The sequence below is a fragment of the Ochrobactrum sp. CGA5 genome (assembly GCF_006345815.1).
Lineage (GTDB): Bacteria > Pseudomonadota > Alphaproteobacteria > Rhizobiales > Rhizobiaceae > Brucella.
Window position 1 is genome coordinate 546,613 of sequence record NZ_VCIG01000005.1, and the last position, 13,676, is coordinate 560,288.

Here is a 13,676-nt window from a genome sequence, read left to right on the forward strand (position 1 = left end):
GGTAAAAATGCAGGAAACTACAGTGCGTCGTCATAGCCAAATGTTTCAGCTCATCGCGTTTTCGACGAAAGAGGAAAAAGAACGGCTTTCCGATCTAGGCAGAGCAATCGATGCGTGAGCACACGGTCTGAGCAGTGAAGACATGTGGACCGAAATACTCGCGACTGCCGAAAAGGGCTCAGATTCAACTCGCTCTATGGTCGCGAGGCATGGGCGTGCGGCACGATTAGGTGAACGGTCGCTCGGACATGTCGATCCTGGTGCCTCTTCAGTTGTCATCATCCTGCGTCCCATGCGCGATAGCTTCACCGAACTCCGTTGATGGATGAAGAAGGCCGAGGTAGATAGTGGCAAACAAGCTCAGAATGACGCCGTCGCAAGGTGAGAGAAGTGAGCAGCAGAATCGTGAAACCTACCCACTCAAAAACAGCAAACCAAGACCCCATAACTCAATAATCATATTACAAATCAATTGGTTATCAACACACCATTCCAAGATCATCTAAAGGGGCGGCACCGTATCGAGTATCGAACATGGCATCAGATTTTGGTCGTATCTTGTATCATGCTTTAGAAGCGTCGTGCTCGGCGATGAAAACCTTAACCGCCAAGAATACAAGAAGCCCGCAGTTATGCGGGCTTATATCTGTCATATTGCTCGTTAATATCAGCAAATAGCGAACGCGGGTCACTCCCACTCGAATATTTTTTTATCCCTAAGCAACTGATATAACTTCGAAAAATAAATTCAGCGGCCGAGTATGCCGTGTAAGGTACCGTCAAAAACCTAGCCTTTTGATTTTGCTGAGTTTTCAGGAACCAACCTAGCTGAAAAAATTCTGTGAACTATCGGCATCTATCGACCGTCTCGCAGTGAGGCGCCGACCTCAAACTCCGAAGCCTTTTCTCTCGATAGAGTACCGTCAAAATCAGCGAAATCAATGCAGCCAGCACTATCCTTGATCGCTGAGGAGGCCTGCCTCCTCTTATGTTCAAGAACAGGCTAACCCAAAATCGGGGACAACTCAGGTTGCACGTCATCACCCCCCAGTCGGCCGTCCGCCGACGGTCCCAAATGTCCCAGACACCTATTCTTACCTATAGGCACCTTGGCCAAATCACTACTCCGCCGTTGGCCGCACTATACCGTTGCTCGGGTTTGTTCAGACCGCCGCTCGGTTGAAATATTGGCAGCGCAGTCGAATGACTCGACCATAGCAGCGGCATGCGTTAGGTTGCGGATGTCACCAGGTGCGAGATTATGGCCCTCTTGCTTGAGACGTTCACTCCAAGACATAGCCTTGATCTCACCGGCTGACATATGGTCGGCGATTGGCCCAACTGACCCTACATCTTCCAGCCGACACAGCACCACGCAATCCCAAGAGATGGAATTAGCTCTCTTGTGAAGCCCGCCACTGCTGTCGCCATACATCGGCCAAATCCGGACTGGGCGGATGTTTGACACGGCCAGTGCAGAAGCAAGCGACTGCCAACCTCGCCCATCAAGGTTCTGGTAGGTGAAAACGATTCTGGCGGCAGGTTTGCAGGTCCGCCGAACCTCGACGAGTGCCTCTGCGAGGCTGTTACCAAAAGTCTCCGCGGCGTCGAGCCCGTTGCCGGGTTTAGCGAGTTGTCCCGTAGGAAAGCCCTTGAGGTGCTCCGGGCCGACAATTCCGAGTTTGACCATCCATGGCACAAAGAAGTGCCCTAGTTCCGAATATGCGATGTAGTTGAAGTACGGAGGATCGGTAAGGACAAGGTCGACCGACGCGTCAGCAATATGGGAAAGGTCGCGTGCGTCCTGACAACGAACGTCCCAACTGCCCTGCTCAAACCATCTCACTGCACGTGGTCCGTCGGTGATTGTGGGCTCTGTATCCTCACGCATCGCCTTTGCAGCCCGCTGCACGGCCCTTACGGCGTTAGGGAACGTACCCCTGCCGTTTTTCTCAAGCCAAGGATTGAGTTCCACAGGCCTCGCAATGTGACGGTAGGCGCGGATGGAGAACAGCCCGGTCAGACGACGCCAGCCACCAGCATATGCGCACAGCATATTGTTGGTCGTGAGGTGATCGGAAAACGCGATCTTCATGGCCTCACCAACCATACCGTCAAGTCTGCCAATCTCCCGCGCCAGTAGGCCCAAGTGTAACTTTTGTCTCGCACCGAACAGGTCGCCGTAGTCCTCGTAGCCGTACTGGACGAGGCGATTGTCGCTTCGCCGTTCTTTGGGAATTGGCCCTGGTGCCAAAAAATCGGGGTCGCGCCGCAGCTCTGCCTGCAACCTAACTTGTGCCGCCTCATAGACGGCAATATCCTTCGCGTTCGCCGCGCGGATCCGCCTATGGGTATTGGGGTACCTTTTCTCAACGCCAGCGGGAATGGTTTCAACGGCGAAAAGACGGAACCGGGGAGACCTGCCGGTGAATTTGGCAGTATCTATCAGCCGATCCCGTTGACCGCAGCACGGACAGATGGCAGTGCCACGATCCAACCGGCCCGAGGTCGGCATGGTCTTCTGTCCACACGCGCAAACATGCCTTTTCCGGGTCATTGTGCGCTCTGTAACCTCTCCGCAATCATCGCAGATGATCCATTCGCGCTTGGCGTCGTCATTCCAGGCGAGGCGGAAGCTCGGATGAGCGTCAAACGTGTGATTACAACTAGAGCAAGTGTGTTGCTGGACCCAAAAGGCGTGTAGAAGTGTCTCCTGCTGTCCCTGTGCATTGGTCGCTTTGTAGTAAGGGGCCAGTTCTGATCCGACTGCCTCCTTAAGTGCGTCGAGCGTCGAAGTTAGGTCGGGAAGTTTGCTGAGCCGCCCCTGGAAGTTCGATACCACAGCGGCTACGGGCTCGATATCAGTGCCGTTTATGTCAGCGCCCAATCGCGATGCTTCTAGAAGCATCACGCCACCACCCATAAAAGGGTCAAGAACAGAAAGTCCCTCGCAGCTCGCCTCGTCGTAGTAGGCTGACCAGAAGTTCCTATCGGAAGGGGTTGCTGCGGCAACAGCGAGGGACCTAGCTGTGGCCGCGAGCCGGCGAGCGAACCACTTGTGAGACTGGTATGCCGGCCGCGGGCGTACGCCCTCCCGTTTCGCGATCTGCGCAATCTCTCCTACTGGTAGGATACCGGCATCCAGCAATGACTGTTTTGGCAGAGTCGTCATCGCACTCTCAACTCACACTCACCGAGATCCTCGAGCCCCGGCATCGAGAATACCGTTCCGGTACGCAAGAAACCATACACTAGGTGCTTCAGAAGCCGCGAATCTCTTAGCGCCTTGATGTCCTTGGGAAGATAGTCTGCCAGGCGACGACTAAGGACCACGACCATCTTGGCTTTAGCGCGGGAAACGATAACGTTGAAGCGATTAATATTATAAAGGAAATCCTCCTCGCTGGCGATCTGATCGCCGTCGCCGAGACCAAAGGAGGCGAACATCGCCACCTTCTCTTGCCCCTGAAAGCGCTCGACGGTGTCCACCGAGCGGAAAAGCTCCTCAGCAGTCTCCGCATCAGGTTGCAGCGCCAACATAAGTGACTCTATGACTGCGGACTGCTGTGCCCGGTGGGGTGTGACGATACCGACGCCCTTCTTGAAGAAAGTCGTACCAACAAGAGGTTGGCCCGTTTCTGGATCAATCAGTCGTCCATACAATCCGGCGACGAGGGAGGCGACGAGCTTAGCTTCACCGTCATTGCGCTGGCTGCTGTACATGTCAGAATGGATCACGGCAGCGAGCGGGTGGTTTGGATCGAGTATCGCCGCAATCTGATCCGACCAAGGAAGCTCTGGGGGTACCGAGGCCGGTCGAGCGATTGGGACGGGCGTGGAAAGCAGCATCTGCTGATCGGGGAATTTCGACGTCAGGCCGGGATACCCGGCTATTGAGACGAACTCGATGATCTCTCTGTTTGATCGATAGCTGACATCTAGCATTGTGGGCGCGATGCAGCGGGAACTGCCATCCGGATTGGTCTGACCTTGCCGATATTTGCAGAAGAAATCATAGATCGAGCCGACAACATTTTCGGCACCGATCGGTGGATCAATTGGGTGAATGGGTGCCATCTGTAGGTCGTCGCCAACCACGGTCACGTTAGCACCTTCAGCCAAGACGCTGAACGCTACGGAAGCATGAGCGACGTCCATCTGCGACGCTTCGTCGATCAACAAATAGTCGATGAAGGACTGAGGATCGTCCTTGTCGCGCAGCCGGCTCAGCTTGCCCAGTTGCTGGGCCGTTGCTCCGATTATGGTCGTACCGCCATTTTCGAGCCGAGACAGTAGTTCCTGTGCACTGACTTCCCGGACCTCGGTCGCGATGACAAACTCGCGAAGGATCGGATCTATTCCGACCTCGGAAGTGTCCGGTGACTTCAGTCGAGCAAACAGGATGTCTTGTCCTATAAGCCGTTCGGGCAACTTACGCATTACATTGTCGACGGCAACCCAGGTAGGGCCGGTGATAGCAATGCGGATACTTCGCCCCTCGCTGCGGGCCTGGGCGATCAGTGCCACAAGCAATGCTGCCGATGTCTCGCTCTTTCCAGTGCCGGGAGGCCCCCAAAGCAAGCTTAGCCGCCGTGTCAGGCCATTTTTGATCGCCGTCACCTGAGACGGATTTTTTCTGACCAGTGCCGGAAGCGTGCCGAGACCGACATTGACGTCCTTTTCGACAGGACGCGCAAGAATGTCCGCCTGCCAGATGAATGGGACGGCTGCATTGCCGGTTTCCTTGATACGAGGTGCCGCGCGCCCGGAGCGTATGACCCGCCTTGCATCGATGAGCGGGTCGTCAATGGAAATCTGGGGCACACCGATCGTGCTCAGAGCTGGCCGCAACCGAGGTCCAACGAAATAATCAATGTGAAGCGGATCGATAATGCCATATTGTACCTTTCCTGCGTCCACCTCAAACGTCAGGTCGAAAATTCCGTAATGGACCATGCGGTGAAGGATTTCATCGGCAGCGACAACCACCACACGACGGACGCGGTCGAACCTGATTATCGAGATCTTGCAGGCTTTCCGTAACTTCTGGCGGAGACGCCAGTCGGGAATATGTTGTCTCATGTTCGGGAAGGTGTTTGCCAGCTTGGCGAGCGTCCAATGCTGCATGTGCAGACTGTCTTCGGGCATTAAAGACAGATTGAACTCCCCCTCCTTGACTTTGGCTTCAGTAGACCGTTCCGACATTTCGAAAACCCACACGGTATCATCCGAGACCAAGTCGCCAAGTCGTTGTCGCTGCAATTCCTGTTTTCTGGCGTCGTCTTCGAGGCGCCGAACAAGTCGGACGCTCTGGAAACGCGCCTCCCGCTCAAACGGCGGCGTAGCCATTAGCAGATCAACCTCTAATGTCTGGGCCGCATCCATCAATCGAGCGTGCTGGTAGATGACCTGCAAGTCTTGAGCTACCGCAGACAGCCTGTCGCCGCCTCCAAACACCCGGTCTATTGAGGGGGCTTCGGCGGTCAGCTTGGTATCGTCGGCTTTTTCTAAGTCGTATCGGAGCCGGTTCACCACCGACAACGTCGCACCGAGGCGCTGGCGCACAACACGACGAAGCTCTTCCTGGAAGTCATCCGGTGTCTGGTCCTTAAACGGGCTCTTATTCCCGGCCCATACCTCATGACCGCGCTCGGAGGGAATCTGATCCGAGAGCGGATCGGCGAAGAATGGATGCTGTCGATAGTCGAAGACCTTTCGGTCAGCTGCCACGGGTATGCGGTAGGCATTGGCGATGAAGCCTTGACTGTAGTGGTATGGTATGTCGGCAGCGAGCAATCGCACCATTTCGCTGACGATAGTTATTGGCGAGTTCCGCTCGACGTTTTCGGCCTCCTGCACTACCTCTTCGGGCGGAAATATCCAGGCCATTGGTGAGAGGTCAGCCCCCCGCTTGTTCTTGTCCACGGGCGCGCTTCGGATCAACTCGAGATGACGCCCCATCATCCGGCAGAGTTGCTCGAAATTGAGCATGTCCCATAAGTAAAACTGGATTGAGGGCTTGTACTTGGCTTCGCCGGCGATCTCGTTCCGAGCGTTAGCTACCTGGTCGCGGAAGTCGAGTACCTTGTCGCGAAGGCGAGTGAGGAAATCAAGGAAAACCTCACCTTCGGCGCGGACGGTCTTGTCAGATACCAGTCGCGCTTGGTCCCAGCGCTCGAACTGGCCATCTACAAGTACCTTGCCCCCTGCCGTCCGCACCACTTCCCCGGTTTTCGGATCGCGCCTGACCGACTTCGGGATAAAGGCTTCGATCTGGCAACCCAGAGCGAAACTGATCCCTGTTGAGACATCAAAGTCCGCCGAAAGGGCAACACGAACATCGCTGAAGCGTGGCATGATCGCCGAAGTACCCGTGCGGTCAGGCAGCCGCGCTTCCCCATGATTTTGAAGAGCACTAGCTCTCGCTTGAACTATATGTCGCGTCGCTCTTAGATTCTGGTGCGATTCGAACACGCGGCTGCCCGGCGATAGGTTTGCCAAGTCATCGATCTTCTTGACGTCAGCGGATGAAAGCTTTCCGCTCGCGCCTTCCGAGAGGCCCGCGATACGGCTCAAGTGCTTCTCCCGCTCCGCCGTCGGCGAACAGTACCTTTGGTCGATGCTATCGAGTTCCTTGCCCGATCGAGTCCAAGGCAAGCCGAGATAGTCGCAGCCAATGCAACGGCTGCTGATATGCAGCGGCAGATCTCGCCAGTCGCTCAGGGAGATCACCTCGCGAAGGTCATGGGCTAAAAAGCGAACGACACGACCGAGCACGACCTCAGCTGGCATTTCTTCGAGATCCGTCTTGAATCGCTCATAGTATGCTGTCCTGTCCCGAACCAGTGAGCCGCGCCTAAGTTCTTCTGCTTCGAGTTGGCGAATGGCTGAACCCTCATGCGAACCAGGCCAAATAGCCGCGTCGGCCAGCACCACAAAATGGTCGGTGCGCTGGTTATCAATCAGCCATCCAGCAAGGGTCATGCCATAGTAGGCTAGCTCGGCGAAATGGGCAGGAGATGGCTGTTCGGAAAGCTTGATGTCGATGATCCGCAAACCGATCCGAAGGTCTTCCGGGCCTATTTCGACAACTCTGCCACCTGCATCAACAATACGCCTGGAACTCCCTGTCGGCGCCATCGATAAAAGAATGTCAGGTCGGTTCGAGCCGAAACTCAATGATACTTCCTGCCCGCCCGAAACTAGATCTGTGAGGCTGTGCTCCGCAACAAAGCTATCCGAGACCTCATACAAGACTTCGAATGCAAAATGCCCAGGTGTTCGTAAATGCTCCAGCGCTGTTTCAAGCGGAAGGTCTTCGAATGCTTGCTCCTCCTCTCGCACATACGCCTTTGGAGAGCCATGTCGGACAGCATCGGTCCCGAAAATGTCGGTGATCGTAAAGTAACACTCGCGCTCGTAGGTTCGCCCTTGGTCGGCAATAAGCTGCAACCCTGGGCGACCTGTGTCCTTTTCTGGGGCATCCGCATGCCGACGCGCATCGGCTCCAGCATATAGATCGAGGCGAAGCCGACGGCGACATTCGCCACGTATATATTTGGAGATTGCCCCTTTTGATAAGCGATACACCGGCTTCCCCTCTCAAGCGGCTATGGTATAAGAATAAAGTCCCTGCTGGTAACGTTCAAGGCAACCCCAGGAAACGTTGACGCACCAAATTCTTCTTGTGCTAGCTGGAGTGCTGGTCAAGACAACCTCCGCGTTCGAATCTCTTTGATTACTCTCGACATCAACATATTGTGCTGTGATCCATGAGTATAGGCGGCAAAATCGCATAATCGGCGGCGATATGGCGGCCGGAAGGCGATGAAATCGAGAATTACGTCGACTCCATAGCCCTCTAGATTGAGGCGCGAGCGAATAGCTTCGATGGGGTGGGAGCCCGTCAAGCATGCTCTAGGCTGCTGCATCGGGACAGCGGCCTGTCATCTGGCTTACGGCCCTCGTCGCCAACACAACTATATTTGTCGCAGGGAGGCTAGCTGAGCAGCAGCCAAAGTTAGATTGCCGATGTTCTGTGCTACGAGCTCAGTAGGTAGTTTCGTTGCGGAAATGTTCTGTCTTCTCTATACAGCAACAGAGACAGTGAATTCCACACAGATGATTGGTTCACCATCATTTCCGGTTTCGCGAGGGGCGAATGGAGCATGTGTTTGTAGCCGATACGAATCTCTTCTTCGAGTGCATGCGCCTAGAAGAGCTTCCTTGGTCTGACCTGGCCGTAGACCCGGTTGTTATCGCATTGACCAAACCGGTTTTGGCGGAGATCGACAAGCACAAGAATGGTGGCGGCAGAACGCGCAAGCGGGCAATCGAGATTTCGGGGCGCATACGTGGAATGCTTGCGGCTCTTCCGCCGGAAATCGTTATTCAGGAAGCCACACCACGCGTCCTACTCCGGCTGATGCCCATCGTCCAGCCCGCCCCCGAACTCGCCAGCTCACTTGACTACGGCATCAATGACGACCGGATCGTCGGTACTGTCGCCACCCTTTCGAAGGATGAAACATTCGCCTCCGTCAAGTTGCTCACAGATGACAGTGTTGCGGCATCCACCGCACAGGGTCTTGGGGTTTCCTTCTTTCTGATCCCAGAGAGTTGGAAGCGACCGCCGGAACAGACAACCGAAGCAAAGCGCATCAGGGAGCTGGAAAAAGAAATATCGATCTATAGATCGCAGGAGCCTGTCATTAGCATCGCGAACGCCTCAGACAAGGCAGCTTCTGCTAATGTGGTTCGCCGAGTCGCTTTGGCACTTGAGCCCACCGAAATTGACCGACTGATCGACAAACTAAAAGTGTGTCACCCCCCAACGGAGGATTTCGCTGCTCCGAAACCCGAGATTCAGGCCGATGGAACCGAAATTTCCTACGAGGCGCCGGATGCTGAAGCGATCGGGAAATACTCTTCGGAAGCCTACCCAAAATGGATCGACGCCTGCCGCTCAATCTTTGAATCGCTGCATAAGGGCCGCGTCGAACCCGAGGCCAAAGTGGCTCTAACATTTGGGGTTGCCAACGGTGGAACGCGACCGGCCTTGAAGATGCGCGTGTCGTTTGAGGCTGTCGGCAACATCGATTTGAGACGTGACGCAGATGATTCAGTTGATCACGAGGATCGAAATGACGACGACGGGCAACCCGAACTTCCTCCGATTCCTAGGCTGCCCGCACCGCCTATTGCGCCAGCGGTTCGACGCATCGTGAAACGGTCGCCTTCTGCGGCGAAAGGCGTTGACATCGCTACACTGAGAATGCCCGGCAGTGGTCTGAGGATCTCTGAGCTGGAGAAGGCTTCGCGCGGAGTGATGAGCGGTCTCGGTCCCCAAATGGCGGCAATGCGTAGCGCCCAGTCGATGTTTGACAACCTTCACGCCAGAGGAGCGCTCGCTGACCTAGCGCGTGGCATAGGGCCAATGTCGGACTTCATGAAAATGGCAGAGGAGCATGACCGCCTGCATAGATCGCTTATTCAACCCACCGGCATTGCTAGGCCAACATATATCGATGACCCAGCTTTCCGTATGCCGTTGATGCCGGAGAAGCACGATCCGGAGGGATTTTACTACGATCGGTGGCCAAAAGGGAAGCCGACCAAGCGTGGCGCTCTGACTTGTGATCTGTTCCGCCATCAGCGCGGAGAGGAGTTTTTCGAGATCGAGGTACTGTTTCCTGACGATGGAGACGTCACTGGCGCAGTGCGGTGTACAGTCGAAGCCGAAAACCTCACTAAACCGGTGGAGCTCCTGATCCCTCTCAGCAGAAAGATTGAAGCCTACAATCTCATGGTGATCGCGGATGAGATGGTCGAACACTGCGGCCGCTAGATAGCCCCTTATCTTCTCTAGTTGCTGAACGGGCTTCGGCAGCAACACGCCTACAGTCAATCAGGCCATTCGGAGTTTGTCGGCTAGAATTTGTGTACTTGAGTAGCCTGACAAGCTCATTCACCTCCGAGGCGCTCCTGTACTTCTGTCACGAAGCGCGACGGGTTGTGCTGCCCATACATGAGATGGATCTCATATCGCGCACGCGTGAAGCCGACATAGAAGAGGCGTCGGGCCTCACGGACGTCGTTCTCGCCGGCATTATTACGCGGCAATCGGCCTTCCTCCGCGCCGAACATGATCACCACATCGAATTCGCGCCCCTTGGCGCTATGTAGCGTCGAAAGATTGAGACGATCGAGGCCACTCCCGATTCCAGCGAACTCACCTAACGGAAAATCATCGACATCGCCAGCTGGACCGATACGCGCGAGAAAGTCGGTTAGTGTGCCATATTCATCAGCGAGTGATCGGGCGAGATCGACTCGCGGACGGATGATGTCTTCGCGCAGTGCGGCCAGCCAGTCGTGGAGGCTGAGCGTCTCGTCCCGCCAATCCCATAATGCTGCGGTGAGGTCACGCTGGAAGGTAAGCCGCTCATCCTCATCTGTTATGGTTTCATGGAATAGCCTGGTCCCTTCGCTTACTACACGAGACAGCCGAGGTATGCCTGATCGCCACCCCCCGCAGCACCACACTGCGCATTGCTCCAGCCATCGCATCAACCTGCTGCCGCGCGGATACAGCGCGTTGCCATCGGTCCGTATGACGGAATAGCCATATTCTGCAGCCGCATTTGCGACTTCATCACCGAGGAACGCCGCAGAATACAGCACAGCGATCTCGCCGAGATTGGTGTCGGGCCGACGCTCGCGGATCTCCGGGATCAACTCCTCGACAAGATATCGTGCGTGCCCGGTATAGCCCCCAGTGCAGGGGTGAAAATAGATCGTTCCTTCGTGGGCACCGTCGGGCGCCTTGTAGCCTCGGTTCTCTCCGAGCGCATATTCGGACGCACTGACGATCCGCGAGCCGCAGCGATAGTTGAGACCTAGTCGCACCGTCTCGACATCATCGCGCGCGGAAAGACGTCGCAGCAACTCTGGAGTTGCGCCGGTAAAGCCATAGATCGACTGATCAACGTCGCCGACCGCGAACAATCTCATGCCCGCGCTGAAGCAGAGGCCCATGACCATACCGTGCAACGCACGGCCCAAGTCCTGATACTCGTCGACGGCTAGGATTGGATATTTAGCCACCATCGCTGTTCTAAGCCACTTGTTGGCGGCAAGGGCGCGCACCGCGAGGAGCGGCATGTCGTCAAAATCTATCAGCTGGCGTGCGCGAAGTTCGGCTTCGTACGTCTCGACGAGTTCGGTAAGCTGCGGATCGAGAGTTCTCCACTCCGGCAGCTCGCGATTAAGGAACCGTCGCCGATGACGGCCGAGCCTCATGTCCCAGTTCTGGAGGTTCTCCGGTCCACCTATGACTTTCGCATGAGCGGCGGCCAATGCGGCTCGACTCTGCTGCCGTGTCGCTACCGTGAATTCATCGGGTAGGCCCAGCCCGGCCACTTTGGCGTAAGGCAGCAGAATTTGTGTGAGAGAAAATGAGTGAACGGTTCCGATAAACACGCGTCCGCCCGGTGCGACGCCGAGCGTTTCCAAGCGGCTTTCGAGCTCGCGTGCACATTCGTTATTGTAGGTGATACAAGCAATACCGCGTGGCTCGTCCACATCCTCGCTGAGCATTCTGGCGAGTTTGACCGTCAGCGTCTTGGTTTTGCCACTGCCAGGCCCAGCCAGCAACACGCAATGCCCGGTCGATTCATAAGCTTGCCATTGCTTCTCATTGGGACGCAGGTCTTCGGCCGCCTTGAGATAGAGAGCCCGGTTAGACGAGATCGATGACATGATTGATCGCATCCGCAATATAGTCGGGTACGAGCTTTCCGGCTGCGCGCGTTGCCAATCTTTGCGCGAAGCGGCCCTTGCCCATCTGCTCGATCATATTGAGCAGTTCGTTAGCATCGAAATCCTTCGGCTTCGCTTTCCACGCGTTGAGGATCGCCTTACGCTCAGCACTAAAGTTGTGCTCGTGGAGGGTCTCTATCATCTCTTGGGCATAGTCGCCTTCGAACAATTCAGTTTCCAGCGTGCTCCAATTCACGAAAATGCCGAACTTTCGAATTTCAGCGAATGTCTCGCCCCAGGTTTCTTTGTCTTTGATCGATTTGATAACCGCGTTAGTGTCGTCACCGCCAGCGGCCACGTCAATGATCCGAACGAGCTTGAGCGCCCGATTGTAGGCGCGAGGTTTCTCGTCGACTTCATCATAATCGGTGATGACAGAGAACGGGATACCCAGAGCACAGAGCAGCTTCACATAGGGAAGGAAGTTGGTCCCGGAGACCGAGCACACTGACACGCCATGCTCGTCGAGCGAGATGTCCATATTCTTAGCAAAAGCCGGGATCAGAAACCGCTCCGCGTCACCTTCGACGAGGATAACGCCGCGTGCGAAGACCATCTCCGCGCGAGTGACATCGAGATATCGTTCGAGATCTTCGGTGTCGGCTTTGGTGAAGCCGGCTTCGGCAGTCGAATATCCCTTCGTTCCCTCCTCCACGTGCGACCGAAGAAGCAGGAGAGACCCTAGCGGCGCGACACTTGCAATATGCGGCGAGTGGGTGGTCAAAATGACCGAAAGCGGCCCGGTAGCCTCCCCGTCATCATTGTCATCGACACCGTGTTCGCCATCAACGATCGTCTCAAACAGATGCTTATAGACTAGGCGCTGGAGGTGTGGATGGAGGTGCGCCTCTGGCTCCTCGATCGCGAGCAATGACTGGTCGCGCTTGTTGGCAGTTATCAATCGCTGAAGATCAAGCAGTTTGAGCGTGAGAAAGATGAGATTTGCCGAACCTAGGCTGGCGTCGGCAACGCCGCGCCGCCCCTCATCTATAAGAAGCCGGATCTGACGATTGATCCGCGTGGCGTCGGTCGCGCTGAATCCAAGTGAGGGATGCACATCCTGCTTCGACCCCGCCATTGCCACAAACAGCTCTGTGATGCTGGCTTCGAGCTCCTTCACCTCGTTGAAGTCAATCGCCGCAGCGCTTGCCTCCGCGATCTTGTCTCCGATTTCTTTGAGCGCTTCCTTGTCGATGCCGATGAACGCATCCTCTACGAGCGGACGAAGTGGCGACCGGCGCCAAGCGGCAAGATCCCCCTCGGCGTCCCGAAGCGCCGGCAAAAGATCCATTGTGATGCGGCGCCGAAGATCGTGGCCAAAGCGCTTAGCTTCATCCTCACCGCCGAAGCAGACGAATGAGAAATCGTCGTCACTAGCAGGGGCGTGATCGAGGCCAGGCTGAGCACGCAGTTGATAGGTAAGGCGGACTGTCTCCGGGTCGTAATCGAGGCGGTAGTCGGTCAGCACCGCCAGGACATCGAGGTCTTGCTCGAAATCCTTGATCTCCACCGCGATGGTGATGGTCGTCTCGGCGGTTATCTCCTCCAGCCCATCCCAAAAGTCGGCGAGACTGAGCTGCCGGCCGCTATCGGGCAGTGAAGGGTCGAAGATCAAGCGTAGCCCAAAGAGCAGATTGCTCTTTCCGACGCGGTTTTCGCCGACAATGACAATGTTACCGCCAAGCGCGACATCAAGGTCGCGGAAGTTGCGGAAGTTCTCAATCCTGATTCGCGACAGATACATAATGCCCCCTCCTACCATCCCATATCATAATTGATCACATTCCAGCACGACAAAGGCTGTCTAGATCGCCCCCGATCTTGTCATCCCCAGTCGTCATACGAATGGCAGCTTT

At 55.8% G+C, this 13,676-nt stretch carries 7 protein-coding genes and 1 pseudogene; 4 read left to right on the forward strand and 4 right to left on the reverse strand.

Annotated elements, in window-relative coordinates; all coding sequences use genetic code 11:
* The first annotated feature begins 7 nt into the window (after nt 1-7).
* Nucleotides 8-322 (forward strand): annotated as a pseudogene (locus FJQ48_RS22670) (DAK2 domain-containing protein).
* A gap of 819 nt (nt 323-1,141) precedes the next feature.
* Here the strand turns inward: FJQ48_RS22670 and FJQ48_RS07235 are convergent.
* Complete coding sequence (locus FJQ48_RS07235; RefSeq protein ID WP_139974500.1) at nt 1,142-2,254, reverse strand: hypothetical protein; 1,113 nt, start codon at nt 2,252-2,254, stop codon at nt 1,142-1,144.
* Between the two features lie 93 nt (nt 2,255-2,347).
* On the opposite strand from FJQ48_RS07235, the gene FJQ48_RS07240 reads away from it, so the two are divergent.
* Complete coding sequence (locus FJQ48_RS07240) at nt 2,348-2,704, forward strand: hypothetical protein (protein ID WP_139974501.1); 357 nt, start codon at nt 2,348-2,350, stop codon at nt 2,702-2,704.
* A gap of 464 nt (nt 2,705-3,168) precedes the next feature.
* Here FJQ48_RS07240 and FJQ48_RS07245 read toward each other — a convergent pair whose 3' ends face one another.
* The gene (locus FJQ48_RS07245; protein ID WP_139974502.1) at nt 3,169-7,179 is read right to left on the reverse strand and encodes a DEAD/DEAH box helicase; all 4,011 of its coding nucleotides are present in this window, start codon (nt 7,177-7,179) and stop codon (nt 3,169-3,171) included.
* 183 nt (nt 7,180-7,362) lie between these two features.
* On the opposite strand from FJQ48_RS07245, the gene FJQ48_RS22315 reads away from it, so the two are divergent.
* Together FJQ48_RS22315 and FJQ48_RS07250 are read left to right on the forward strand one after the other, a co-directional pair.
* Nucleotides 7,363-7,518: a hypothetical protein gene (locus tag FJQ48_RS22315; protein WP_180350146.1), complete on the forward strand. Its 156-nt coding sequence runs from the start codon at nt 7,363-7,365 to the stop codon at nt 7,516-7,518.
* 643 nt (nt 7,519-8,161) lie between these two features.
* Nucleotides 8,162-9,847 carry a PIN domain-containing protein gene (locus FJQ48_RS07250; RefSeq protein ID WP_139974503.1) on the forward strand — a complete coding sequence of 562 codons (1,686 nt, stop codon included), beginning with the start codon at nt 8,162-8,164 and terminating at the stop codon, nt 9,845-9,847.
* A 116-nt stretch (nt 9,848-9,963) separates the two neighbouring features.
* Here FJQ48_RS07250 and FJQ48_RS07255 read toward each other — a convergent pair whose 3' ends face one another.
* Both FJQ48_RS07255 and FJQ48_RS07260 read right to left on the reverse strand, forming a co-directional pair.
* A complete protein-coding gene (locus FJQ48_RS07255; RefSeq protein ID WP_139974504.1) occupies nt 9,964-11,760 on the reverse strand; it encodes an ATP-dependent helicase in 1,797 nt (598 codons plus the stop codon).
* On the reverse strand, nt 11,741-13,564 hold the full coding sequence (locus FJQ48_RS07260) for an AAA family ATPase (protein WP_139974505.1): 1,824 nt from the start codon (nt 13,562-13,564) through the stop codon (nt 11,741-11,743). Before FJQ48_RS07260 ends, FJQ48_RS07255 begins: the two co-directional genes overlap by 20 nt.
* Nucleotides 13,565-13,676 lie beyond the last annotated feature (112 nt).